18 protein-coding genes are annotated in these 25,782 nt (G+C 58.4%); 7 read left to right on the top strand and 11 right to left on the bottom strand.

Going from position 1 to position 25,782, the window contains the following annotated elements; translation table 11 throughout:
• Positions 1 to 114: 114 nt before the first annotated feature.
• The 11 genes from GNX18_RS09835 to GNX18_RS09785 form a co-directional block, all read right to left on the bottom strand.
• A complete protein-coding gene (locus tag GNX18_RS09835) occupies positions 115 to 408 on the bottom strand; it encodes an antibiotic biosynthesis monooxygenase (RefSeq protein ID WP_138233734.1) in 294 nt (97 codons plus the stop codon).
• A 203-nt stretch (positions 409 to 611) separates the two neighbouring features.
• Positions 612 to 1,865, bottom strand: coding sequence for a gephyrin-like molybdotransferase Glp (glp, locus tag GNX18_RS09830; protein WP_166217531.1), 1,254 nt, complete (start codon positions 1,863 to 1,865; stop codon positions 612 to 614).
• 317 nt (positions 1,866 to 2,182) lie between these two features.
• On the bottom strand, positions 2,183 to 4,885 hold the full coding sequence (locus GNX18_RS09825) for a nitrate reductase (protein WP_166217528.1): 2,703 nt from the start codon (positions 4,883 to 4,885) through the stop codon (positions 2,183 to 2,185).
• 27 nt (positions 4,886 to 4,912) lie between these two features.
• Positions 4,913 to 5,269 carry a nitrite reductase small subunit NirD gene (nirD, locus tag GNX18_RS09820; protein ID WP_166217525.1) on the bottom strand — a complete coding sequence of 119 codons (357 nt, stop codon included), beginning with the start codon at positions 5,267 to 5,269 and terminating at the stop codon, positions 4,913 to 4,915.
• Positions 5,270 to 5,561: 292 nt separating this feature from the next.
• Positions 5,562 to 8,090: a nitrite reductase large subunit NirB gene (gene nirB, locus GNX18_RS09815; protein ID WP_166217522.1), complete on the bottom strand. Its 2,529-nt coding sequence runs from the start codon at positions 8,088 to 8,090 to the stop codon at positions 5,562 to 5,564.
• Positions 8,091 to 8,538: 448 nt separating this feature from the next.
• Positions 8,539 to 10,287: a bifunctional protein-serine/threonine kinase/phosphatase gene (locus tag GNX18_RS09810; protein ID WP_166217519.1), complete on the bottom strand. Its 1,749-nt coding sequence runs from the start codon at positions 10,285 to 10,287 to the stop codon at positions 8,539 to 8,541.
• 133 nt (positions 10,288 to 10,420) lie between these two features.
• Complete coding sequence (locus GNX18_RS09805) at positions 10,421 to 11,899, bottom strand: NarK family nitrate/nitrite MFS transporter (protein WP_166217516.1); 1,479 nt, start codon at positions 11,897 to 11,899, stop codon at positions 10,421 to 10,423.
• Between the two features lie 169 nt (positions 11,900 to 12,068).
• Positions 12,069 to 13,547 carry a NarK family nitrate/nitrite MFS transporter gene (locus tag GNX18_RS09800; protein ID WP_166217513.1) on the bottom strand — a complete coding sequence of 493 codons (1,479 nt, stop codon included), beginning with the start codon at positions 13,545 to 13,547 and terminating at the stop codon, positions 12,069 to 12,071.
• A gap of 491 nt (positions 13,548 to 14,038) precedes the next feature.
• Entirely contained in the window at positions 14,039 to 15,091 is a 1,053-nt protein-coding gene (locus tag GNX18_RS09795) for a CmpA/NrtA family ABC transporter substrate-binding protein (protein WP_166217510.1), read from the bottom strand.
• A gap of 58 nt (positions 15,092 to 15,149) precedes the next feature.
• Positions 15,150 to 15,740, bottom strand: a complete 591-nt coding sequence (locus GNX18_RS09790; RefSeq protein WP_166217507.1) for an ANTAR domain-containing response regulator — start codon at positions 15,738 to 15,740, stop codon at positions 15,150 to 15,152.
• Positions 15,741 to 15,770: 30 nt separating this feature from the next.
• A complete protein-coding gene (locus GNX18_RS09785; RefSeq protein ID WP_166217504.1) occupies positions 15,771 to 15,974 on the bottom strand; it encodes a hypothetical protein in 204 nt (67 codons plus the stop codon).
• Positions 15,975 to 16,326: 352 nt separating this feature from the next.
• Here GNX18_RS09785 and GNX18_RS09780 point away from each other — a divergent pair, with 352 nt between their 5' ends.
• The 7 genes from GNX18_RS09780 to GNX18_RS09750 all read left to right on the top strand — a co-directional run bounded on the left by GNX18_RS09780 (position 16,327) and on the right by GNX18_RS09750 (position 25,772).
• Positions 16,327 to 19,140 carry a xanthine dehydrogenase family protein molybdopterin-binding subunit gene (locus GNX18_RS09780; protein WP_166217501.1) on the top strand — a complete coding sequence of 938 codons (2,814 nt, stop codon included), beginning with the start codon at positions 16,327 to 16,329 and terminating at the stop codon, positions 19,138 to 19,140.
• Positions 19,141 to 19,153: 13 nt separating this feature from the next.
• Positions 19,154 to 19,699, top strand: a complete 546-nt coding sequence (locus tag GNX18_RS09775; protein ID WP_166217498.1) for a (2Fe-2S)-binding protein — start codon at positions 19,154 to 19,156, stop codon at positions 19,697 to 19,699.
• Complete coding sequence (locus GNX18_RS09770; protein ID WP_166217496.1) at positions 19,700 to 20,953, top strand: cytochrome c; 1,254 nt, start codon at positions 19,700 to 19,702, stop codon at positions 20,951 to 20,953.
• Positions 20,950 to 21,732 (top strand): outer membrane protein OmpK, encoded by a 783-nt coding sequence (locus GNX18_RS09765; protein WP_205828108.1) that lies wholly within the window; start codon positions 20,950 to 20,952, stop codon positions 21,730 to 21,732. The genes GNX18_RS09770 and GNX18_RS09765 overlap by 4 nt, the downstream gene beginning before the upstream one ends.
• Before the next feature lie 293 nt (positions 21,733 to 22,025).
• Positions 22,026 to 22,664, top strand: coding sequence for a molybdenum cofactor guanylyltransferase (locus tag GNX18_RS09760; protein WP_166217493.1), 639 nt, complete (start codon positions 22,026 to 22,028; stop codon positions 22,662 to 22,664).
• Between the two features lie 77 nt (positions 22,665 to 22,741).
• Positions 22,742 to 23,617, top strand: coding sequence for a molybdate ABC transporter substrate-binding protein (gene modA, locus GNX18_RS09755; protein WP_166217490.1), 876 nt, complete (start codon positions 22,742 to 22,744; stop codon positions 23,615 to 23,617).
• A gap of 610 nt (positions 23,618 to 24,227) precedes the next feature.
• On the top strand, positions 24,228 to 25,772 hold the full coding sequence (locus GNX18_RS09750) for a Re/Si-specific NAD(P)(+) transhydrogenase subunit alpha (protein WP_138233750.1): 1,545 nt from the start codon (positions 24,228 to 24,230) through the stop codon (positions 25,770 to 25,772).
• Positions 25,773 to 25,782: the final 10 nt, after the last annotated feature.

Here is a 25,782-nt window from a genome sequence, read left to right as displayed (position 1 = left end):
AGGACCGAGCTAGGCGCCCCCCTTCAACCCATCCCTGGGAGCTTCGGCGCAAACATCCTGTTTGCGACGATCCTGAAACCCCACACCCGGCACTCCGCCTTCGCATCTGGGACTTTACAGTTCGACGAGTGCGTAGTGTTCCACTTCGGGGAACGGGTCGTAGAAGTGATGGAGAAGGGCTTTCCAGTCCTGATATTGGGGTGACTTTCGGAAGCCTTCTGTGTGGTCTGAGAGTTTTTCCCAGTTAACCAAGAGAATGTAGCGATTTTCTTTCTCTAGGGATTTTTGAAATTGATGGTTTATGTAGCCAGGCATAGCCGAAATTATCGACTGGGCTTTTCGAAAGGCAGTTTCAAACTCTTTATTCTGACCGGGCTTGATATCCAGAATCGCTACTTCAAGAATCACGCTGTTCCCCAAAAACTAAAATTCAAATTCGTCAAATAAAAGCTCAAAACGTCATGCGAAGGCAAAGTGCTGGGGATGGGGTTTCAGGAGCGTCGCAAACAGGATGTTTGCGCCGAAGCGCCCAGGGATGGGTTCACAGCGGTCCTGAAACCCCATCCCCAGTGCTTTGCCGCCACCGAGTTCCCTTACCAAGGACCACCAATCTATTTCAGAGGCGCTGTAAACGGTTCAACGGTAACCCAGTCCCCGGTTTCACAGTCCCCCCCCTCCCGAGGTAAAACCACAAAACAATTTGCGGAGGCAAAGCCGGAGAGAATGTGACTCCCCTGAATACCGCGAGTCTCCACCACCTGAATCCCATCGCCATCGCGATAGGTAAACCCGCGTTGGTAATCTGTGCGACCGGGCTTCTTGCGAATGCCATTCAGCAATCGCGCGCGCAATTGCACGGGGGGTTGGCGATATTGTTCTGAGGTGCCGCGGAGCTTTTCCAGTGCTGGTACGACCAGTTGGTACAGGGTGACGATGGCGGATACGGGGTTTCCGGGCAGGCCGAAAAAGAGGGTTTCTCCGTTCGTTTTTGGCAGGCGACCAAAGGCGAAAGGTTTGCCGGGTTTGATGGCGAGTTTCCAGAAATCGATTTCGCCGAGTTCCTGCAACACCGTCTTGGTGTAGTCCGCTTCGCCCACGGAAACACCGCCACTGGTAATTACGAAATCCGCATTGTTACGTGCATGAATGAACGCCTCGCGAATTTCCTCAGGCTGGTCGGGATAGCAGCCGAGATCGAGGATATCCGCATCGAGTTGTTCCAGTGCAGCGTAAAGAGCGATGCGGTTGCTGTCATAGATATCGCCGTCGCCCAATTCTGACGCGGGCGTGCCGATGGGTTTCAGTTCGTCGCCGATGGAAAGCAGGGCGGCTTTGAGTTTGCGCAGGACCGTGACTTCGGCCACGCCGGCGGCGGCGAGCAGGGCGATGTGGGGGACTTTTATTTTGGCGCCGACGGGAATCAGGCTCTGGCCGGTGTGCACGTCCTCGCCGCGGCGGCGGATGTTCTCGCCGGGTTTGGCGGGGCGGCTCATGGTGAGCTGATCGCCCTCTAATGTGCAGTTTTCCTGCATCTGTACACGGTCGGCGCCAGCGGGTACGGCGGCGCCGGTGGTGATGCGGGTGGCCTGACCCGGTTCCAGTGTCCCGGCGAATGGGTGGCCGGCAAGGCTCTTGCCCATGAGGGTGTAGCGCTCAGATTCACCACACAGGGCGTAGCCGTCCATGGCGGAATTGTCGCAGGGGGGCAGGTTGAGGGCGGAGAGTACCGGTGCGGCCAGTACGCGGCCGCAGGCTTGGCTCAACGGAATAATTTCCGTTTCGGTAATTGGATTGATGCTGTCGATCAGCATTTGTTTGGCGGCTTCTACGGAGCGCAGGCCGTTTTCTGCACAGGCGTCTGACATCGCTATGGCCCTGTTTATTGTCTGCTTGGCTGGGAAGATAGCCGGGACGGGTGGGATTTGCCAAGTCTTGAGAGGGGTGGCCCGCACGACCACCGTCATTCCGGGCTTGACCCGGAATCCAGCGCTACGAAGCTGGATGCCGGATCAAGTCCGGCATGACGTTGATTCTGTGAGGTGGGCAGGTGCAGTGCATCTCCCAATCGGTTCAAAAGCATCGCACGTCTACCGTGATTCGTCATTCCGGGCTTGACCCGGAATCCAGTGCCACGAAGCTGGATGCCGGATCAGGTCCGGCATGACGGTGTTTTGTATGGTACTTAACCGACAGCGACGGCCAAGTTGGTGGTCAGCAGTGCGGAGATTTCCGGCTTGCAGGAGCCGCAGTTGGTGCCGCAGCCCAGCAATTCACCGAGTTCCTCCACCGATGCCGCACCTTCGGCGATGGCGATTTCGATTTCCTTGCGGGACACCTGCAGGCAGGTACACACCATCTGCGCGCCGGCAGGCACGTCGTGCAACAGCTTGGCCGGCGCATCCGGCAGGGGTTGTTGCAGGGCGTTTTCCAACGTTTTTCGGTCGGGCAGGGACTGCCATTCAGCACTGGTGAACACCAGCAACTCCATCTGCTCACTGTGTAACAGCCAGCGTTCACCACTCGGCAACTGCAGGCGTTTGCGGTTGAGCTGCTGACCACTGAGGTTGAACAGCTTGTCTGCCATGGCCTGCCAGTCGGGCTGGGTTTTCAGAGCCAGCTCGAAGCGGTAGCCGCCGTCCACCGGCACCCGGTACCAATGCAGTATGGTGTCGAACAACTGTGCATCACCGGCCTGCAAGCGGGTATGCAGTTCCTCCGCAGCTTTGGTGCGCAGCAGCAGGCAGGCATAGCTGTGGGCACTGAGCGGTTCGATCTTGACTGCCACCTGTTTCAGTTCCGGCTGGCCGGAAAAGGGGTCGGTGAAGGGGATGGCCAGCGCACTCACAGTAGCGTTGTGGGCAAGGCTGTCGCTCCAGTGAATGGGTGCAAACAGCTGGCCGGGTTTCTGGCTGGCGGTGACGCGGGCGCGCCCGAAGAACTGGCCTTTTTCGCTTTCCACGCGCACCAGCTGTGCATCTTCGATGCCGTACTTCCGCGCTTCCTGGGGGTGTATATGCAGCTCCGGCGCCTCGCTGTGATCCAGCAGCTTGCGCGCACGGCCGGTGCGGGTCATGGTGTGCCACTGGTCGCGCAGGCGGCCGCTGTTCAGCACCAGTGGATATTCGTCGCGGGTTTCCTGCTTTGGACACTGGGGATCAACGGCAATAAAACGCGCACGTCCATTGGGTGTAAAGAAGTCGCCATCACTGAACAATCGCGCGGTACCTTGCGGATTGGCGGCGTTGACCGGCCACTGCACCGGGGTAAAGTTGTCGTACTCCGCATCGCTGATATTCGCCAGTGCGGAAATATCGAATGCGCGTCGCGCCTGCTCGCGGTTGTTTTCAAATCCGGAAAGCGCCGCGTGTTCGCGGAAAATATCCGCAGCCGATGCGTAGTCGAAGGCCTCTGCAAAGCCGAGGCGGCTCGCCACATCGCAGATTATTTCCCAGTCGTGGCGCGCTTCCCCTGGCTTCGGCAGGAAACCTTTCTGACGGGAAATGCGGCGCTCGGAGTTGGTGACGGTACCGGTCTTTTCCGCCCAAGTGGTTGCAGGCAGCAGCAGATCCGCGCAGCGCGCGGTATCCGTATCCGCCACGCAGTCGGATACGATCACCGTGGGGCAATTTTTCAGCGCCGCAGCCACGCGACGCGCGTCCGGCATGCTTACCGCGGGATTGGTGGCCATGATCCACACCGCTTTTACCTGGCCGCTCTCCACCGCATTGAACAGGTCTACCGCCTTGAGTCCTGGTCCTTTCGCCATATTGGCCGCATTCCAGAATCGGCCCACGCGCTCGACATTGTCTGCAGTGAAATCCATATGCGCGGCGAGCATATTCGCCAGCCCCCCCACCTCGCGCCCGCCCATGGCATTGGGCTGGCCGGTAATGGAGAAGGGGCCGCAACCGGGCTTGCCAATGCGTCCGGTGGCCAGATGGCAGTTGATAATGGAGTTGTTCTTGTCGGTCCCGGTGCTGGACTGGTTGACACCCTGGGAATAGAAACTGATGGCTTTTTCCGTGGTGCGGAACAGCTCGTAGAATTCGAGCAACTGCTCCAGCTCCAGGCTGCAATACTCCGCCACCTTCTCCGGCGTCCACTCGGCCGCCGTATACAGGGCTTCGGTAAAGTTTTCCGTGTGGTTTTCAATAAACCCCTGATCCAGCGCACCGAACTCGGCAAGGTAGTGCAATAGCCCGTTGAACAGAGCCGCATCACTGCCCGGTGTAATCGCCAGATGCAGATCCGCCATCTCACTGGTGGCACTGCCGCGGGGATCGACGACGACGAGTTTCGACTTGGCCGCCTGCATACGCTGAAACAGGATCGGATGGGTCCAGGCGGCGTTGGAGCCGATCAGTACCACCAACTCCGCTTCATCCAGATCCTCGTAATTACACGGCACCGCATCCGCGCCCAGCGCACGCTTGTACGCCGCCACCGCGGACGACATGCACAGGCGCGAATTAGTATCCACATTCGCCGTGCCGATGAATCCCTTCATCAGCTTGTTGGCCACGTAATAATCTTCCGTCAGCAACTGCCCGGAAAGATAAAAGGCCACCGAATCCGGCCCGTGCTCGTCGATGGTCTCACGCAGCTTCGACGCCGCAAAATCCAGCGCCGTATCCCAGTCGCAATCCACACCGTGCAGGCGTGGCTTCAACAGGCGTCCGTGATTGCCCAGGGTATCCGCCAGCGAAGAGCCCTTCACACACAGCTTGCCCTTGTTCGCCGGATGCTGCTCATCGCCCTGGATGCGAATCACCTCCTCACCACCCGCCGACGTCATCTCCCGCGTCGCCGCGACACCGCAGCCCACGCCGCAGTAAGGACAGGTAGTGCAGGATCTGCGAGCGCTGAACAGTTCTGTTAAAGCCATCGTCTACTGCTTATCTTTTTAAAGTTGTTATTGATCAACCTGAATCAGCACATCGTCGCCTTCAAACGCGACCGGAAAAACCTCGAGCTTATACTCGGGCTTTTCCAGGCACTGACCGTCGCTCAGGCGGTAATGCTGCTTGTACAGCGGCGACGCCACCGTCAGCTCACCGTCGATCTCCGCAACAATACCGCGGCCGATCACACCGGCATCGGCGATCGGGTCCCAGTTGTCGATGGCGTACAGCTGGGGTTCCTGATCGGGTAAAAAAAACAGGGCAATCTGACGACCGCCCACAAGAGCGCACACTCCGGAATCGGCTACAAGATCTGATCGCTTGCAGACTTGCAGCCACTCGGCGCGGGTTATGGCAACTTCGCTCATTCTGGTTCTCCACATCTTGATGAAAGAGTAGGGTGGTGAAATTCTAAAAGTCTAAGTTCTGTTCCAGCTTCTGTGGGGCTGGATTCCGGCCTGCGCCGGAATGACGAAAGGAATTAAAAACACTTTCGCACGGCGCGAAGGTGGAGTGCCGGGTGTGGGGTTTCAGGAGCGTCGCAAACAGGAAGTTTGCGCCGCAGCGCCCATGGATGGGTTCACAGCGGTCCTGAAACCCCACACCCGGTGCTCCACCGCCACCAAACCCATTCAGAGCGGGCGGTGGCAGCGGGCTAAATCAAGCCGGCTCACAAATCTTGACGATCTCCTCGCGGGTCGCCGGGCGGCGCTGCTCGCGCTCTTCCACGAATACGATCTTCTCGTCCTTCGCATCGGTGTTCACAAACTGGCGGAAACGCTTCACCATCTCAGGGTCATTGATCGCGGTCTTCCACTCACACTGGTAAGTGCCCACCACATTGCCCATCTGACGTTCCAGCTCCTCACCCAGCCCCAGGCTGTCCTCGATCACCACCTCGCGCAGGTAATCCAGGCCACCCTCCAGGTTCTCCAGCCACACCGAAGTCCGCTGCAACTTGTCCGCCGTGCGCACATAGAACATCAGAATCCGGTCGATATACTTGATCAGGGTTACATCATCCAGATCCGTCGCAAACAGATCCGCATGGCGCGGACGCATACCGCCGTTGCCACACACATACAGGTTCCAACCCTTCTCGGTGGCGATCACCCCGATATCCTTGCTCTGCGCCTCCGCACACTCACGGGTACAACCGGACACCGCCATCTTGATCTTGTGCGGCGAACGCAGGCCCTTGTAGCGGTTCTCCACAGTCAGTGCCATACCCACACTGTCCTGCACGCCATAGCGACACCAGGTACTGCCCACACAGGACTTCACTGTACGCAGGGATTTGCCATACGCGTGGCCAGTCTCAAAGCCCGCATCCGTCAGCTCGCGCCAGATCTCCGGCAGCTCCTCCAGACGCGCACCGAACAGATCGATACGCTGGCCGCCGGTAATCTTGGTGTACAGGTCGTATTTCTTCGCTACCTGGCCCAGCACGATCAGCTTGTCCGGCGTGATCTCGCCGCCGGCAATACGCGGAACAACGGAATAGGTACCGTTCTTCTGCATATTCGCCATAAAGGTATCGTTGGTATCCTGCAGGCCCACATGCGGTTTCTTGTGGATATGTTCATTCCACAGCGACGCGAAAATGGAGCCGGCGGTGGGCTTGCAGATTTCACAACCCTTGCCGCGGCCGTGCTTGTGCAGCAGCTCGTCGAAGGTCTTGATCTCCTCCACCTGCACCATGTGGAAAATCTGCTGGCGGGTATAGGGGAAGTGCGGGCACAGGTCGTTGTTGACCTCCACACCCAGCGCAGCCAGCTCTGCGTCCACCACATTTTTCAGCAGGGCGGAACAGCCGCCACAGCCGGTGCCCGCCTTGGTGCAGTCTTTCACTTCGCCCACGGAGCAGCAGCCGCCCTGCACTGCACCGATGATGTCGCCCTTGCTCACGTTGTGGCAGGAACAGATGGTCGCGGTGTCCGGCAGTGCGCCCGCGCCGAGGGTCGGTTTGGCCCCGTCCAGCGCCGGCAGGATCAGTTGCTCCGGGTGTTCCGGCAGATCCATATCGTTCAGGTGGTATTGCAGCAGAGTGTCGTAATCCCCGGTGTCGCCCACCAGCACTGCGCCGCGCAGTTTCTTGCCCGCGCGGTCGGTGATCATGCGTTTGTACACACCGGTCTGCTCGTCCACAAAGGTGATCGCGGCGGAACCTTCGGTGCGGCCGTGGGCATCGCCGATAGAGCCCACTTCCACACCCAGCAGCTTCAGCTTGGTGCTCATGTCGGCGCCGTTGAACTCGGCTGCCTCGCCGCACAGCAGGGATACCGTGGTGCGCGCCATGGAGTAACCCGGTGCGACCAGGCCGAAGATGCGGTTGTCGAACAGGGCACACTCGCCGATGGCAAAAATATTCTTGTCGGAGGTGCGGCAGTGGTTGTCGATCACGATTCCGCCGCGCTCGCCGAGTGTAATACCGGCGGAGCGTGCCAGGTTGTCTTCCGGGCGGATACCGGCGGAGAACACGATCAGGTCGGTGATGAGTTCTTCATCACCCTTGAACTGCATGCGCAGGCGACCGCCATCCACTTCCTCAATCAGTTCGGTGGCGGTGCTGGTGTGTACGGTAACGCCCAGCTCCTCGATTTTTTCCCGCAGCAGTTTCGAACCGCCTTCATCCAGCTGCACGGACATCAGGCCGGGGGCAAATTCCACCACGTGGGCTTCCAGGCCCAGCTGCTTCAGGGCGTTGGCGGCTTCGAGGCCCAAAAGGCCACCGCCCACCACCACGCCGACCTTGCCGTTTTTGGCGGCGGCCTGGATCTTGTCGAGGTCTTCCAGGGTGCGGTAAACGAAGCATTTTTCGTGCTCGTGACCTGGGATTGGTGGGACAAAGGGATAGGAGCCGGTGGCCAGTATCAGATGATCGTAGGCTTCGGACGCACCGCTGGCGGAGGTGACGATTTTATTTTCGCGATCGATGCTCACCGCGGTGTCGTTCAGACGCAGGTCGTAACCCCATTCGCGGTACTGTTCCACCTTGCCCATGGCCAGGTCATCCGCGGAGCGGCCGCCGAAGTATTCGGACAGGTGTACCCGGTCGTAGGCGGGGCGGGGTTCGGCGCAGAACACCAGCACGTCGAACATTGCACGCTCGGGGCGGTTCGCCAGTTGTTCCAGGAAGTGGTGACCCACCATGCCGTTGCCGATGACGACGATTTTTTGCTTAACCATAATCTCTGCCGTTTTAACCTGAGTGCTTCGGCAGGAGGGAGGGAGCTTGGTGGGATCGGGTCGCACGGCTGCCCCTCTTCTGTCGAAGAGTGTCAGGCGCCGTTGCCTTGCTGAAAAGTTTCGGATTGTGACTAAAGGTATTCAATCTCTGTGCCAACTTGTTGAGATGGCGCAGGTGGTGAGGAAACCACAGGGTTTGTGCGGGTTATTGGCGATTTTGCATGTCGGGGTGGTGCAACTTGGTGCGCGACGGCCGGTTGCGCACCAATGCGGGGCCTTTGGGTTGATTGCCCAACCTACGGGTCGCGATTATTGTAGGAGCCAGCCTTGCTGGCGAAGCGATGATGCTTATTGGCAGCGCGGTTGTTCGCCAGCAGGCTGGCTCTTACAGGGTGCCGCCTCGTCACTCTTTAGTTTCAGAGTGGATTTGCGCGCGCCGAAATTTGGATCACAAGAAATACAGCAGGTGCGAGAGAATCGCCAGCACCGCCACCGTCTGCCAGAACAACAGCGGATTGCGCTCTATCAAGGGCGGTTTCTCCACACTGGCGAAGCGCACATTGGGCGTGCTGAGATCGTGCACAAATTCCGACAGTGCCGGGTAGCGGCTTTTCGGGTCTGGTGAGCAGGCCTTGCGCAGTGCGCCGTCGATCCAGTCGGGAATATCGTCACGGTGCTGGCGCGCACTGATGTAGCGCATGCCCGCGTAATTCTTCAGCTGGTAGTGGTTACTGCCGAAGCGCTCTTTATACGGGTACTCGCCGGTAAGCATTTCGTAGGCGATGACCCCGAGGGAGAAAATATCCGAGCGATGGCTGGCGCCGTCGCCCACAAAATACTCCGGCGCGCAGTAATTCTTGCTGCCGGGCGGTGCGCTGTCCTGATAGCGCAGAAGTTCCTGCAGTCCCTCTGCATTGGCACCACCCAGGTCGATCAGCTTCAGGCGCCCAGAGGAGTCCACCATGATGTTTTCCGGCTTCAGATCACCATGTACGATCTCCAGCCTCTGCAGCCTGCGCAGCGCGCTGACCAGCTGCTCTACCAGATTGCGCACCTGATCCAGTGGCGGCTTCGGGTGCAGCTGCATCCACTGCCGCAAATTCTGTCCATCCACATACTCCATCACGTGATAGAGAAACCGGCGCTCCTTCTTCGGCGGAAACACCTTGACGATGGCCGGGTGATCCAGCCGGCGCCCGGTCCACTCCTCGGCGATAAAGCGCTCGATATAGGCCGGGTCGTCAATGAAATTTTCCGATGGCGCCTTCAGTGCGCACAGGATGCCGCTGTCCAGATCCCGCACCAGATACAGATAACTGCGACTGCTCGCGTGCAGTTCCTGCAGCACCTCATAGCCATCGATCCTGTTGCCCGGCTGCAGTGGAGGTGGGAAGGGCAGCTGGCCGGCAGTCAGCATCAGATCGTCGGATTCCAGTGCTTCCAGCACATTCACCCGGCACAGCGCCAGGCTCAAATTGTCCTTGCTGCCGTTATCCAGCGCCGCCGCAATCAGCGGCTGCGCCGCCTCCAACTGATGTTGCTCCAGCAACGTCGCGAACTGCGGCAGCGGCAAAAAATCGTGGATGCCGTCGGTCGTCACACAGAACAAGTCGCCCGCTTCCAGCGGCTCCTGCCGGTAATCCACCTCGATATGCGCATCCATCCCCAGCGCGCGACTCAGAAACGTCTTGTCCGGCCCCAGCGTGCGACTGTGATCCCGCGTCAAACATTCCAGATTCCCGTTGCGCAGACGGTAAATCCGCGAATCCCCGATATGGATCAGATGCGCCGTCGACCCTTTCAATACCACCGCCGAAAACGTCGTCAGCCACCCGCGTTGAATCTCATCCGCACCACCACTCTGGCGATACAGCCAACCATTCAATGCGTGCAACACCCGCGCCGCCGCCTGCTTCACCGACCAGGAATCCGGCGTACTGTAATAGTCGGAAATAAACCCACTCACCGCCGCCCGCGCCGCCGCCCCCCCGGCCTCCGCACTCCCCACCCCATCCGCAATCGCCGCCAGCGAACCGCGATACCGCAACTCACTCCCGCTCGCCCGATACACCGCTACCGCATCGTCGTTGTACGCGCGCTGGCCGCACTCGGTGGCGGTGGCAAATTCCAGTTTTTCGGAATTGGATGCCGCAATATCGGAATCAGGCACAGTGATGGTTTCGCAGGTGGTGTTCAAAGTGGTTGGCCTTCTTTCGTCATTCCGGGCCTGACCCGGAATCCATAGCTACGAAGCTGGATGCCGGATCAAGTCCGGCATGACGACTTTTGTAGAGCGCGTAGTTGAGCCGGATCACAACAAATCCAGTGGATCAGGCCACGTCGATCAGTGAAACACTGCCGTCAGGCATGACTTCTGCCATCTGGCCTTCCGGTTCCTCCAGGAACAGCAGCGTAACAAATCCCAGTACCGCTGTGCCCGCAATCACCAGGAAAAACGTCTGGTAAGAAACCATACTCAAAACAGTCAGGTAAAACACCGCGCCTACATTCCCGTAAGCCCCTGTCATCCCCGCAATTTGACCCGTCAGGCGACGTTTGATCAGCGGCACCACCGCAAACACCGCACCTTCACCAGACTGCACAAAGAAAGAGCACGCCATCGCCGCTGCCACCGCCAGATACAGCGGCCATTGTGCGTCGATCATGCTCATCGTCAGATAACCCAGCGCCAGCCCCGCCGTCAGAATCAGCAGCGTACTCTTGCGCCCGAAGCGATCACTGATCAGTCCACCCGCCGGGCGCGACATCAGATTCATAAACGCATAAGCCGAAGCCAGCAGACCCGCCTTCACCGGATCCAGCGTAAACGTCTCCGAGAAAAACAGCGGCAACATCGAAACCACCGCCAGCTCCGAGCCGAAAGTGGCAAAGTAAAGAATGTTCAGCACCGCCACCTGTTTGAACTGATAGCGATGGATCGGCTCCGGCAGTTTCACGAAAATTTCGCGGTTGATTTCGTAGCACTTTTTCGCATCAAACACATACAGCGCCGCCAGCGCCACATAGATCGCGATCGCCACCGGCTGCGACAGCATACTCACGCCCTGGGGGGAGAGCTTCCAGGTCAGCAGCGCCAGCGCCGCATACATCGGCACCTTCATGATCAGCAGCAGCACGAAATCGGATGGGCTGGAAACCTCCATGCCGCCGATTTTTTTCGGTTTGAAATAGGTACCACCCTTCGGGGTATCGGTCACCGAGCGGTAGTAGATCACGCTGTATACCAGCGCAATGACGCCAGTGATGCCGATGGCATAGCGCCAACCCTCTTGTCCTGGAGAGTCACCGCCGACCAGCAGTGCAATCGTGGGCAGGGTCATGGCCGCCGCGGCAGAACCAAAGTTGCCCCAGCCGCCATAGATGCCCTCGGCCGTGCCCAGCTGTTTGGCCGGGAACCACTCGGACACCATGCGGATACCCACCACGAATCCGGCGCCGATAAAGCCCAGCAGAAAACGGCCGATGGCCGCCGCAGTAAAGCTGTCGGCCAGCGCAAAAATAAAGCAAGGTACACTGCCGATGGCCAGCAGCAGCGAATAGGTCAGGCGCGGACCGTATTTGTCGGTCAGCATGCCGATGATCACCCGCGCCGGAATCGTCAGCGCTACGTTCAGGATCAGCAGCGTTTTCACCTGCTCGGACGTGAGCGACAGACTGTCGGCAATCGCCATCAGCAGCGGTGCGTGGTTGAACCAGGCGAAGAACGTAATAAAGAACGCAATCCAGGTCAGGTGCAGCACCCGGATTTTTCCCGTGAAGGAAAACAGATTCAAAGAATCGGAAGACATGGTTGTATCCCATTTTTAAATAAAACTTTTATCTGTTCTGTTGCTGCCGTCTTCCAAAACACTACCTCCTCATCCCCGCGCAAGCGGGGATCCAGAAATTGCGGCGCTGGATTCCCGTAGCGGATCAAGTCCGGCATGACGTTTCTGCGCGGGAATGACGGGGGAAAAGTCAGGCCACGTCGATCAGGGAGACGCTGCCGTCGGGCATGACTTCAACCATATGGCCTTCCGGCTCTTCCATGAGCAACAGAATCAGAAAACTGAAAACGGCGGTACCGGCGATCACCAGGAAAAAGGTGTGGTAATCCACCAGCGTCAGCACCGTTAGAAAAAACACCGCGCCCACATTGCCGTAGGCCCCGGTCATGCCGGCAATCTGGCCGGTCAGGCGGCGCTTGATCAGTGGCACCACCGCAAACACGGCACCGGCACCAGCCTGCACAAAAAAGCTGCACAGCATGGCCGCACCCACCGCAAGATACAGTGGCCAGCTCTCGCCAATCTGCGCCATCAGCAGGTAGCCGCCGGCGAGGCCGGCGACAAGAATCATCAGCACCAGCTTGCGCCCGTATTTATCGCTCAGCATGCCGCCCGTGGGACGCGAGACCAGGTTCATAAAGGAGTAGGCGGAGGCCACCAGTCCGGCCTTTACCGGATCGAGGGAGAAGGTTTCGAAGAAGAACAGCGGCAGCATGGAAATGACCGCGAGCTCGGAGCCGAAGGTGGCGAAATACAGCAGGTTCAGGATTGCCACCTGTTTGAATTTGTACCGGTGGATGGGCGCGGGCGGTGCGCTGAATACCTCGCGGTTGATGCTCCAGGTTTTTTTTAGTTCGAGCAGATACAGCGCGGCGAGGAATGTGTAAATCGTCCAGGTCCAGAATTGATTGAGCAGCCCGGCCTCCGCCGGTGACAGCTTCCAGGTCAGCAGCGCCAGGGCGCCGTACATGGGCAACTTCATCAACATCAGCAGCAGAAAATCGCCACTGCTGGTCACTTCCATCGCACCGATTTTTTTCGGCTTGAAATAAGTGGCGCCTTTGGGCGTGTCGGTAACGCTGTTGTAATAGATCGCGCTGTACAGCAGCGCGATGACACCGGTGAGGCCGATGGCGTAGCGCCAACCGTCTTCACCGCCAAACATCAGCGCAATTGTCGGCAGGCAGATGGCGCCGGCGGCGGAGCCGAAGTTGCCCCAGCCGCCGTACACACCTTCGGCCGTGCCGAGGTGACGGGCGGGAAACCACTCGGACACCATACGGATGCCGATCACGAAACCTGCACCGATAAAGCCCATGAAAAAGCGGGCAATCGCCGCTTGGGCGAAGCTGTCGGCTACTGCAAATACAAAACAGGGAATACTGCCGATGGCCAGCAGCGCGGAGAAGGTGAGGCGCGGGCCGTACTTGTCTGTGAGCATGCCGATAATCATGCGCGCGGGAATGGTCAGCGCCACGTTCAGGATCAGCAGGGTTTTTACCTGATCCGGAGTCAGCGCCAGGCTGTCGGCAATGGCCATCAGCAGCGGTGCGTGGCTGAACCAGGCAAAGAAGCACAGGAAAAAGGCCAGCCAGGACAGGTGCAGTACTTTGACGTTGCCACTGAAGGACAACAGATTCAGGCGTTCGGATGGACTGCTATGGGACATTACTTCGCGTGACTCTCTTATCGCACATCACTATTTGTGAACACCGGCCTGCTCTACATAAAAGCGATCAGGCATAAAAAAAGTCCACAGGCACAGACGGGCCGTGCCAGTGGACTTCGATGTCCGTGTATTCAGTTTTTCGCCGGAATTTTTATTTCAGGTGGTCTGCTGCCACTCCCTTTCTGCGCCGGCGGAGAGCGGGTGTCATCACTGTTGCACAGGAATCTGTCACTCTCGCATTAAAAGAATTCAATTTCTGTGCCAGCTCAGGGCAAAGTCAAAATCCGGGGCGGAAAAATGTGATTTTTTGGGGCGAATAGGGGAAATCTGACGCTAGTTCCGGGTGCAAGGGAAGGTGTCTGCGCGCGCGAAGCGCCCTGTTTTGGGCTGTTTTGTGCACCGGGGTGCAAGAATTTGCACCTGAGGCGGGCGCTCCTCGGTTTGCTGGATAGTTTTGTCGGGCAGCCGGCTTCAGGAAGGTGGGGCTTATTTTACCGTTGGCTGTGGCGGACAAAGTCCAGGGTTTGCTGATACAGGTCGGAGCAGAACACTTCCGCGGCACCGCTGTCGACGGGTGCAATGTCGTTGCACAGTGATAGCAGTTCGCGGCCTTTCTTTTCCGTAGGGCGGCCGTGGTCGCTCTGCGGGTGCGCGAACAGGTGCCAGCCCGGGTTTTTACCCGGTGCCCGCCCGCGCTGTGTGAGCAGCTCGTCGTTCAGAGAGGCGGCAATAGCAGACTCCGGCAGGTCGAGATACTCAGGGCGCGCGAGAATGCCCACCGCATCCCGGCGTTGACTGTGCTCGCCGAGCCAGCTGCACGCCTCCAGCAGCGCGGCGCGCAGCGCCAGGTGCGTGGCGGGATGGGCTTCGTGCCAGCTTTGGGTGACGGCCAGCACTTTTTCCGGCATCGCCGGCATCAGACTGTTACCGGGCGTGGCGATTACGCCGATCCCCTCCTGCACCGCCAGCGTGTTCCAGGGTTCACCTACGCAGTAGCCGTCGATATCGCCGCGGCGCAGGTGGTCCACCATCTGCTCCGGCGGCAACACCACAATGCGCACATCCCCGTCGGGGTCGATACCGGCGGCAGACAGCCAGTGACGCAGTTGCAGGGTATGGCTGGCAAATGGATAAACACTGGCAAAAGTGAGTGGCTTCTCACCGCTGGCGCGGTTGGCTATATGCGATTTGAGCGCGGCACCGGCGTCGCCGGAGGTCTGTTCGAGCTGCGCGTAAAGGCTTTGCGAAAGAGTGATGGCATTGCCGTTGCAGCTCAGAATCAGGCCGCTCAACAGTTGTTCATCGCACTGGGGCAGGGTCTGTTTCAGGGTCAGCGGCATGGGCGCGAGGATGGAGGCTGCATCGGCGGCACCGCCAATCAGTTTGTCGCGCAGGGTGGCCCAGGAAGTTTCCCGTTGCAGCTCGACCTTGAGCCCGTAGCGCGCAAAAAATCCCAGCTCACTGGCAATGATCAGCGGGGCACTATCGGTCAGGCGCAGGTAAAGAAGTTTCAGGTTGGGCTTTTCGACTTGCAGACTGCTCACAGTGGTTCTCTCGAATTCTTTATGGGTTGGGCCGGCGGTTCAGCGGCGTATTTACTGTCTATTTCACAGGCCGCTGCAGATGCGTGACGATCTGCTCCGCCACATTGCGCATGGTGGAGTTGCTGTTCATCGCCAGGGTGCGCAGGGTCTGATGGGCGGCTTGTTCGCTGATGTTCTTGCGCGCCATCAGCAAGCCCTTGGCGCGCTCAATGATCTTGCGCTCATCCAACTGTTGCTGGGTACGCGCCAGGGATTGGCGCAGTTGCTGGTAGCTGCGGAATTGTGCCATGGCAATTTCAATCGCCGGTGCCACCCGCTCGGCGGAGAGGCCGTCCACCATATAGGCGCTGACCCCGGCTTCTACCGCGCTGCTGATGAATTCGGCGCCGCCGCGCACGGAGAACATCGCCACCGGGGTCGGGTTGTGCTGATTGATTACCGCGAGACTTTCGAGAATGTCGCGGTCGGGGGATTCGATGTCGATCAGGACAATATCCGGGCGGTGTTTTTCCACCTGGAACAACAGGCCCTCGGCACTGGTGAGTTGTGCCAGCAGATTGTAGCCGGCGGCGGACAGCTGTCCGGCCACCATGGCGGCACGTTCAGGCTGGTCGTCGACCAACAGGATACTGATGGGGGTCGTCGTCATCGCTTGTCAGAACTTCAGTTCGAACTGCAGTCAGAACCTGTCAGTAGCGCAGCTGTACTCGTCAGCATCGCGCCTGGTGTGCCTGGCCCGCAGATCAATGTTTTCAGTTATGTAATAGGTCGCGGCCACGTCCAGCTCCCTGCCGTAGTCCAGGCTGTCGCGATCCCTATAGAGTTTATGCAGGTTCTGCAATCTTGATGCCAGAGACGACTGCGCTGCCAATATTAACGTCATGAACCCCGTCCGGTCGTGCGACCGGAAACCTGCCTGTCACCCGAGTTGCAGGCTTTTCCGCCAACCGGGGTTGCGTTTTTGCTCGCGGAAGGTGCGCGCGCTGTTGGCGTGCTCACTTTTGGTGCTCGCGATGAGTGTTGTGGCTGGAAATGCTGTTTGATTTATTCCGAGGGAAACCTGTGCCGATGGTGTGGCACTTTTCAGTACAAAGGGCTATTAGTTTGTGGGCTCTGGGTAGAAATGCGCAGTCGTGACATGAGCCCGGAACCAGCAGCATGAACTCAACATGTGGCGTTTGCGAGTAAGCGTTTGCATCTGCGCGCCATGGCCGCGCTATAAATCCAGGAGCAGTATGGAAGGATTCAACACCAATCGGCGCAATTTCATTAAGCTGTGCACTGTTGCGGGTATTACGGTATTCGCTGCGCCGGTGCTGTGGCAGAAGGGGAAGGCTCAAAATCCTGAAACAGCGAGAGACGTGTTGAATTGGCGGGGAGCAGGCTCCGATCCCGCATTCCGCACAGACGGCGTAGCCAAAGTGACCGGTCAGAAAATTTTTGGCCGGGACTTCCGCGCCCGGGACATGCCAGGGTGGAAACCGCAGCAACACTACGCTTTGGTGCTGCGTTGCAACCGGGTGGAACGACGCTTCGATGGTGTGGACTGGACCCAGTTGCCCGCGGAGGCTCAACCCTATGCGAAAGTAACCGCGGAGACGCTGGCTGAGAAAAAGTTGAAATTGCCCGCCTTCTACGGCGAGGCAATGCTGCTATCTGAGGGTGCATCGCCGCTCTACTACGGCCATGCGGTGGCCATGCTTTTGTTCGATGACTTTGAGAAATACGCCACTGCCAAACAGGCGCTCCAGTTTAATGAGCAAGTGATTCGCTATGGCGCGCAAACGCCTCCTGTAGAGCGGGACCCTTACGCCAGCTGGCGCATCATTCGTGTTGAGGGGCCGCAAGGACCCGAGGATGAAGACCTGTACTCGCCCATGCAGGATGGTCTCTTCTTTCCCAATTACCGCGATCACAAAGCAGAGTGGCCGAGGGCTGCGAATCTGTCGGGAAGTGTCAGCGAGCGCGGCATGTATTACGCACAGCAGATTCGCGCTACAACCGAGCGTGAAGCGGAATCCGGTAACTGGCACCTTGTGCGGGGAGAGTATCGAACTCAGATCGTTGATCCGATGATGATGGAGCCGGAGGCTGCTAACGTCTGGTTCGACGGTGAACGGCAAACATTACATCTGGTCCTCACCAGTCAGTCGCCACAGGATTTCCAGGAACTGGCGGCGCACATGATTGCCGAAAGTGCGTTCGCCGCAGAGATCAAGAATATTGTGGTGCACTCCGCGGTCGTTGGGGGCGGCTTTGGTGCCAAAGACCACTCTATTTTCCCCTATTACGGTTTGGTAGCCGGACTGTTTGGCACTGCGCCGGTGCGGCTGGCCAACAACCGATTCGAGCAGTTCCAGGCGGGTTTGAAGCGCCACCCTTTCGGCATGCGCAATACCCTGGCGATCGACAAAAAGAATGGGAAATTTCAGGCCCTGATTGCCGAGATGCAGGTGGACGGTGGCGGTCGGCAAAACTTCAGTGCGTCCGTCTCAATGGTGGGCGCCAGTGCGATTCAAAGCATCTATTATCTTCCTCGCAACGATATTTCCTCCGTCGCCAATCAGTCAATGAATGTGGACTCCGGCTCCATGCGCGGCTACGGAACACTGCAGACCATGACAGCCATGGAAATGATGGTAAACCAGGCTGCGGCAGAGCTTGGAATTGATCCCATAGAGCTGCGACTGCGCAACGCCTTTCAGGACGGCTGGCGCAATACTCAGGGCGCCGTTCCGAAGGTAGGTGTGCGCTACCGGGAACTGCTGGAGCGCGCCCGGGAACATCCCATGTGGCGCGATCGGATGGAGCGCAAGCGAGCTTTCGAGCAGGAAAATCCCGGCTACCTGTTCGGCACCGGCTATGCCATTGCTACCAAGGATTACGGTACCGGAGCCGCCGCCCCGAGTGCGGCGGTCCAGTTTGATACGGCGGGCCGGTTGTCGATGGCCGTGGAATTCATGGAAATGGGCACAGGTATCGGCACCTCCCAATCCCTGCTGCTGGAAACTGTTCTCGGGCGGGCGGCGGATCACTGCACGGTGGGGGAGGTGGACGCCTGGCATGCCCTGCAGCAGTTCCAGACCGAAAGCCCTTACACCATGAGTCAGCAACACCAGGACCAGCAGTCCGCTAACCCGCTGTGGACTCCGGTGACGGCCATGGCGAGCGCCGCGTCCATGTCTTCCTATTTTCAGAGCCACGCTACACAGCAGGCAGCGGAAATACTCTTCCAGCAGGGATTGCTTCCCGCCGCCCGCCGTCTGTGGAAAAGAAATGAGCTGGAAAACGGGCAAACGCAGTGGCGGGAGGGCAAGCTTCATTATGGAAATTTGCCGCCCCTGGCGCTGGAACAATTGGCGGCAGACGCCCATCGCAATGGCGATGTCACAGGGGTAATGGTGCACAGTTTCAATCGCTGGGAGTGGGCCGAGGCGGATTTCGAACTGCATGGCCGGCAATGGACCGGGAGCATCGATGGCCTCGCGCTGCGTCGAGGTGGAAGCGCGGAGAAGGTTAGCGCCGATGAATATCAGGTAGAGAAACGCTCGGCGGTACGCTATCCGAGAACCGCGTTGAACAATGCCATGGTCACCTACTATGCGCCGACTGCGGCGCTGGTGGAAGTCGCCGTGAATCCGGGGAATGGCGAAGTCAGCATCCACGGACTGCAGAACTATATGGACTGCGGCCGCACGATTGTGCGCCCGTTAGTGGAGGGGCAAATAGAAGGCGGTGTGGCCATGGGGATCGGCCACGCACTTTACGAATATTTGCCACCACTTGCGGAGGGTGCCGGCAATGGCACCTGGAATTTGAACCGCTACCAGGTGCCTCTCGCAAAGCATGTGCCGGTATGGATCCAACAGCACGAAATTCTGCCGCCCGCTACCGAAAAAGACCCTCACAAAGGGATTGCCGAAGTGGTGATGATCCCCATCGTGGCCGCCTTGGCAGAGGCGATTTACCAGGCCACAGGCAAGCGATTTAACGAAGTTCCCATCACGCCGGAAAGACTGCGCCGCGCGCTTAATCCCCAGGTACTGTGAGGAGACGAATCTGATGGCGAAAATTCCGGTGGCTATGGTTGTAAACGGTGAGAAAGTCGGACCGCTTGAGGTGGAGGAATATACCTCGATGCTGGATTTTCTTCAGGAGTACCTGAATCTGACGGGCACCAAGCTTGGGTGTGGAATTGGCGTGTGTCGTTCCTGCACCATCCTGGTCGAGCGAGAAGATGGTTCCCTGGAGCCGGTGCGCAGCTGTATCAACAATGTGGGCCGGTTTAACGGTGGAACCGTCACTACCGTTGAAGGGCAGGCCGAGTACAACAGCGAGGGCGATATCGTGGCGCTGTCGCCGATACAGCAGGCATTTCTGCGCAATTTTTCGTTTCAGTGTGGGTGGTGCACCCCGGGCTTTGTGAATGCCGCCACGGCGCTGATCGACCACCTAAGGCGCGAGCCGGTTCCAGCGGATACCATTGAGGCGGTTATCGATGAAGCGCTGGGAGAACATATCTGTCGCTGCACAGGTTATGTGCGTTACTACCGGGCCGTGCGGGAAGTGATCGAGTCGACGCCCGGGCTACTGAAGGAAGCAGATTAAATGGGCAAGGTTGCTTTCGTTTTTTTCTTCCTGGTGATAGGGGGGAATGTCGCGGCACAGCTGACGCATGCGCAGGCATCAGCAAAGCAGTCACCGGTGGAAAAGGGCCGCTATCTGGCGGCCGCTGGCGACTGTGTCGCGTGCCACACGGCAACCAATGGCCGTCCATTTATTGGTGGCCGGCCCTTCCATACGCCATTCGGTATTCTCTACTCCACCAATATCACACCGGATAAGAAAACCGGCATCGGCAACTACACTCTGGAGGATTTTACGGCGGCCATGCGTCGGGGCAAGGGTGCCCACGGCAATCTTTATCCGGCCATGCCTTATACCTCTTATTACCTGATCCCCGATGAGGATATCGCGTCGCTGTATGCATATTTCATGCAGTTGCCGCCGGTGGAATATGTGGCGCCCGACAACGACCTGCTTTTTCCAGCCAACCTGAGATTTGGGCTGAGTGTCTGGAACCGGATTTTCTTCGACAAGGCGCCACTCTCGCAGCCTGCAGATAAAAGCCCGGATTGGCAACGCGGTAATTATCTGGTCAATGCACTGGGCCATTGCGGTGAGTGCCACACACCGCGCAACTTCGCGTTTGCCATGAAAAACGATGAAAAATTTTCGGGCAACATACTTGAGGGATGGGACGCGGTCGATATCCGACCCGCAGCACTTCGTCGCCAGGGATGGAACAGAGAACGACTGCGGTTGCTGTTTACCACCGGCGCCAGCGAGCATGGGACCGCATTTGGAGAAATGTTCAGCGTGGTGAAGTACAGCCTGCGTCATCTTTCCGATAATGACATCAATGCGATCATTACCTATCTGCTGGATGACAGCGAGAAGATGGCCGGAAACGCCGGTAACCCACAAGCTGCCGAAAAGCGATACACACAGGGGCGTGCGGACTTTGTCGCATACTGCGCTGCCTGTCACGGTCGTGAAGGCCGTGGGGTAACACTTTCATTCGCGCCGCCAATGGATCGCAACGCCGCTGTTCGCGGCGATAACCCCTACAACACAATCGCAGTCATTTTGCGCGGCTTGGCGGCGCAGCGTATGGATCGCACCAATGCCCGGGCCGGCATGCCCGGATTCCATCGCGAACTGGACGATGTCCGAGTGGCCGATCTGGTGAATTACATGCGCACCGCATGGGGAGGGGCTGAGAACCCCGTAACGGTGGAAGATGTGGCAGAAATTCGCCGCCAACTGCGGGAACATGGTTACCTCGGTGCGGTGGAATGAGCATAAGCGGTCGTATGGCGAGGCTCTCTACATTACTCTTGGGGATGTGTTACCTGCTGCCGACTCAGGCTGCGGACTGGTCAGCAACAGAGGCGCAGCTGCAGTACGGCCGGCTGGACAATCCATTTGCGGGAGGGGCCACGGATACCACCATTCTCACCCTTCAGCACGCGAGCGGCTGGAAGTATGGAGATAATTTCTTCTTCGTGGACTTTATCAATGATGGCGTGCGCGATGGCTTCAATGACACCGATGTGTACGCCGAGTGGTATGCAAGCTTCAGCCTGGGGAAGATCACCCGGTGCGATCTGAGTTTCGGGCCGGTGAAAGATTTTGGCCTGGTGGCGGGGTTCAATTACTCCGCGGACGCCAATGTGGAAAAGTTCCTGCCGGGTATCCGTATTGCCTGGGCCATGCCTGGAGAGGCGTTCCTGAATACTGATATTACGGGCTTTCAGGATATCGGCTATGGCGACGGCGCACCAAAAGAAGGCGACAGCTATATGATCGACTTCAATGGTGCCTTTCCGTTCAGTATCGGCAATCAGGATTTCAGTATCGAGGGGCATATTGAATACATCCATAACCGCACCAGTGAATTCGGCGACGTGAAAAGCTGGGTACTTGCGCAACCCCAGTTTCGCTGGGACCTTGGAAAGGCCCTGTTCAGGAGTCCCAAACAACTATTTATTGGTATCGAGTACCAGTACTGGCGCAATAAACTGGGAAACGAAATCGATGAAAGCGCCGTACAGGCGCTGGTTGTATGGCGTTTCTGAGTTGTGGCCCGCAGGGAGCCAGATCGCAGTTGATGGCGACTTCGGGGCCAAGAATCTGATCCCCCTTCCTTCACGCTATTGTGAACAGCTCGCGCCAGCCCCTGATTCGACCTTCGTTATCGACACCATGACGGATATTGAGCAGACTTTGCACTTAGCGGTATTGCTGGCGACAGAGGCTCGGAACAGGGCTTCTTCCCCGTTGCCGTAAAATGCGCAAGGGCTGTCTACCGAGCGATGGCCACCGCGGGGAGATGGCATGAGATCGCTCAAAAGGATGCAACAACCGCAAGATGAACATTTCACCAGCATACATCGGTCAGGGGGGCGTCAATTCCCAGATGGTCACCAGAAATGTCTGCCCAGTGGTTTTGGCAGGTGGACTCTCCAGTCGCATGGGGCGCGATAAGGCGCTGCTAAAATTACCAGATGGCGAGACATTATTGTCACGGTCGCAGACCTTGCTGGAGAGATTGGAGCCGCCAGTTGGCGTTCGTTTCTCCCCAGTTCTGATCAGCGGTAATCGCACGGGTGGTATTCCGGACCGTGTGTCCCGTGCAGGGCCGCTCGGCGGGCTGCAGGCTATCGCCCGGCTTCTCACAGAGGAGGAGCAGGATGGCGGCTCCTCCTGTGATGCCATGCTGGTGATCCCGGTGGACATGCCGCTGCTCAGCCCGGCGCTACTGCGGCAGCTGTGCTTGGCGGGGCGGGAGGTAGAACAGGCGGTGTGCTTTGGCGACTTTTATCTACCCTGCTGGCTGCCGTTGACCCCGCGCTGTCGCCACTATCTCGACGCCGCGGCCATGGGCAACGCGGTTGCCTCTATGCGCGCACTGTTCGGCTATGTCGGCTGCATGCAGTTGGCGGTGCCGGAAGGCGACTGGCATCTCAACGTCAACCGCCCGCAGGATTTCGCGCGCCTGAACCTGTAGCGGTGTATGGGGCCGCGTCTCTCTGTGACCGCTTGGCGGGTGGTGTTGCGGGCAATGAACACGGGAGGTTCAGGCTTATGCTCAAACGGTTTCTGTTGTGCTCACTGCTGCTGTTACTGGCGGGCTGCCATCGCGACCGCCCTGAACTCAGGGTCGCTGTCGATGCAGGATTCCAGCCAGCGATGGAAGCGTTGCGTGGGGATTTCGAGGCACAGTGCAACTGTTTGCTCAGGGTGACTGCCGGCTCCAGCGGCCTGCTATACAGCCAGATCCGCGGCGGAGAGCCATTCGACGTTTTCCTTTCAGGCGACATGGCGCGCCCGGTGCTGCTGGAAAAGGCGGGTTTTATCGTGCCCGCCAGCCGTCAGGAGTATGCCCGCGGGCAACTGGCGCTGTGGGTGAGCCGGCAGCTTCCCGCGAAAAAAACCTCGGGGTTTTCCACATTGAACGCCGAACTCGCCAGCAATCGCACCGAGCTTACGCCGAGGCAGTTGATCCTGTTACTGGGGAAGGGCAAGCACCGCCTGGTGATTGCCGACCCACAATTGGCACCCGATGGAGATGCGGCGGTGAAAATGCTGAAAAAGCTCCGCCTGTGGCCGCGCCTGAAGAACCGCATGGTATACGCGGGCCACGCCGGCCATGCCCAGATCCTGCTACACCAGGGGGAGGGGGAGATGGGGGTGATCCCCTACGGGCAGGCGCTGGCTTCCGGCAGGGGCGGGCAGTACATGCGTATCCCCACACATTTCCACCCACCCATTCACCATCAGCTGGTGATACTCCGCAACACCCGCGAGCGCAGCCGCGCCATACAGTTGTTGCAATATCTGCAGTCCCCACCGGTGCAGGCGCGCCTGGAATCCCTTGGCTACCTCGCGATTGCCGGAACCGGCGATAGCCCGGATAAGGTGATGTCACCTGACGGGGCACGGGTGACGAATTTCGAGTAAAGCGGAATGGTGCGCCGCCGCAAACGGTTACCGTTGAAAAGGTTTCAGATAAATCCGTTTTTATTCGCGCCAACGATTGGTTTTATTTGATACCTATTCCATTACTGACTGATATCTATTTCAAAGGGTTATTATTTTTTTAAACCGTTTGGAATAGTTGATTAAATATTCCTTTATATGAACGGATATTGGCGATTGGCGGAAATTTGATTTAATTCTGCGGCCAAGTACCGTTCGTCGATAGATTGGCCTGATTGGCATTAAAGTCACTATTTTTCAGTTGTTTCCAGTCTGTTTTGCGCTCGGAAAGACTGTTTTTTGTGCGTTTTCAATAGAATTCTATTGCGAGCCTAATAAGAAACCTCTATTTCCGTCGCCGAATTTTATTTTCTTTAATGCACCGGTCTACCGAAAAGGTTTTAATTTCCTGGAAGAATTTATTTCCCCGGGGGCGCCCGTCTTCGCTCTGTCGTCGGGTGCCCTGAGATCGGCGCTATACAGGAAATAAATATCCGGAAATAAATTCAGCGGTACTCAAAATGCCCATTCAGGGCAAGCCCGGATTCACGGGTTATATAACAACGACGATTAATGAACGGGAGCACAAACGGTGATTATTGCCATTCCAAAGGAGACGGCGCCGGGCGAGGCGCGGGTCGCGGCAACGCCAGCCAGCGTACTGCGACTGCAATCGCTGGGCTTTGATGTTGTGATTGAGCAGGGCGCCGGGGAGGCCGCAAACTTCCCCGATGCGGAATATGAAAAAGCGGGTGCCAAAATCTGCGCCAACGCGGCCGACTGCCTGAGCCAGGCCGGTCTGGTTCTGAAAGTACAGGGGCCGACCGACGCGGAGCTGGAGCTGATCCCCAGCGGCGCCACGCTGATTTCCTTCCTGAAGCCCGCGCAGAACGGCGAGCTGCTGCAGAAACTGGCGGACAGAAACATCAACGCGCTGGCGGTGGAATCTATTCCGCGTATTTCCCGCGCGCAGAAGATGGACGCGCTGAGTTCCATGGCGAACATCGCCGGTTACCGCGCGGTGATTGAGGCAGCCCACGAGTTCGGTCGCTTCTTCACCGGCCAGATCACCGCCGCTGGCAAGATCCCGCCGGCCAAGGTGCTGGTGATCGGCGCCGGTGTGGCGGGCCTTTCCGCCATCGGTACCGCCAAGAGCATGGGCGCCATCGTGCGGGCCTTCGACACCCGCCCGGAAGTGCGCGAGCAGGTGGAATCCATGGGAGCGGAATTCCTCACCGTGGAGATTGAGGAAGACGGTTCCGGCACCGGCGGTTACGCCAAGCAGATGTCGAAAGAATTCATCGATGCCGAGATGGCCCTGTTCCGCGAGCAGGCCAAGGAAGTGGACATTGTTATCACTACCGCACTGATTCCTGGTAAGCCGGCGCCGAAGCTGTGGCTGGCGGACATGGTCGATACCATGGCCGATGGCTCTGTGGTGGTGGATCTGGCCGCGGAAATGGGCGGCAACTGCGACTACACCGAAGCGGACAAGAAAGTGGTGAAGAGCGGCGTGACCATTCTCGGTTACACCAACCTGGCGAGCCGTGCGGCCACCCAGTCCTCTACCCTGTACGCCACCAACCTCTGCCACCTGCTGACGGACATGACTCCGGAGAAGAATGGCGAGATCAATATCAACTTCGACGATGAGGCGATCCGCGGTGCCACCGTGGTGAAGGAAGGCTCGATCACCTGGCCGCCGCCCCCGCCGAAACTGTCCGCTGCGCCGCAGAAACCGAAAGAGACCGCGCCGCAAATCAAGGTGGAACCGAAGCCGGAGAAGAAGACTTCTCCGCTGTCACTGGTGGCCTTCTGGGCCGTGGCCGGCGCGCTGTTGCTGGCGCTGGGTAAATCCGCGCCGGCGGACTTCGTCGCCCACTTCACCGTATTCGTGCTGTCGATCTTTATCGGCTGGCAGGTGATCTGGAACGTGTCCCACGCCCTGCACACGCCGCTGATGAGTGTGACCAACGCCATCTCCGGTATCGTCATCATCGGTGCGCTGCTGCAGGTGGGCGCCACCGGTTCCCTGCTGGTGACCGTGCTGGCCTTCGTGGGGGTACTGTTTGCCAGTATCAACATCTTCGGTGGCTTCTTCGTAACCCACCGTATGCTGAAAATGTTCCGTCGATAAGGAGAAACAG

It is taken from the genome of Microbulbifer sp. SH-1 (genome assembly GCF_011326135.1).
Taxonomy (GTDB): domain Bacteria; phylum Pseudomonadota; class Gammaproteobacteria; order Pseudomonadales; family Cellvibrionaceae; genus Microbulbifer; species Microbulbifer harenosus.
Note: the sequence above shows the minus strand (reverse complement) of the source record. Positions and strands in the feature narration are given on the sequence as shown.

Coding starts and splice junctions, on each gene's coding strand:
- glp (WP_166217531.1), bottom strand. CDS start 1,865: ATGTCAGACGCCTGTGCAGAAAACGGCCTGCGCTCCGTAGAAGCCGCC.
- GNX18_RS09825 (WP_166217528.1), bottom strand. CDS start 4,885: ATGGCTTTAACAGAACTGTTCAGCGCTCGCAGATCCTGCACTACCTGT.
- nirD (WP_166217525.1), bottom strand. CDS start 5,269: ATGAGCGAAGTTGCCATAACCCGCGCCGAGTGGCTGCAAGTCTGCAAG.
- nirB (WP_166217522.1), bottom strand. CDS start 8,090: ATGGTTAAGCAAAAAATCGTCGTCATCGGCAACGGCATGGTGGGTCAC.
- GNX18_RS09805 (WP_166217516.1), bottom strand. CDS start 11,899: ATGTCTTCCGATTCTTTGAATCTGTTTTCCTTCACGGGAAAAATCCGG.
- GNX18_RS09800 (WP_166217513.1), bottom strand. CDS start 13,547: ATGTCCCATAGCAGTCCATCCGAACGCCTGAATCTGTTGTCCTTCAGT.
- GNX18_RS09790 (WP_166217507.1), bottom strand. CDS start 15,740: ATGACGACGACCCCCATCAGTATCCTGTTGGTCGACGACCAGCCTGAA.
- GNX18_RS09785 (WP_166217504.1), bottom strand. CDS start 15,974: ATGACGTTAATATTGGCAGCGCAGTCGTCTCTGGCATCAAGATTGCAG.
- GNX18_RS09780 (WP_166217501.1), top strand. CDS start 16,327: ATGGAAGGATTCAACACCAATCGGCGCAATTTCATTAAGCTGTGCACT.
- GNX18_RS09775 (WP_166217498.1), top strand. CDS start 19,154: ATGGCGAAAATTCCGGTGGCTATGGTTGTAAACGGTGAGAAAGTCGGA.
- GNX18_RS09770 (WP_166217496.1), top strand. CDS start 19,700: ATGGGCAAGGTTGCTTTCGTTTTTTTCTTCCTGGTGATAGGGGGGAAT.
- GNX18_RS09765 (WP_205828108.1), top strand. CDS start 20,950: ATGAGCATAAGCGGTCGTATGGCGAGGCTCTCTACATTACTCTTGGGG.
- GNX18_RS09760 (WP_166217493.1), top strand. CDS start 22,026: ATGAACATTTCACCAGCATACATCGGTCAGGGGGGCGTCAATTCCCAG.
- modA (WP_166217490.1), top strand. CDS start 22,742: ATGCTCAAACGGTTTCTGTTGTGCTCACTGCTGCTGTTACTGGCGGGC.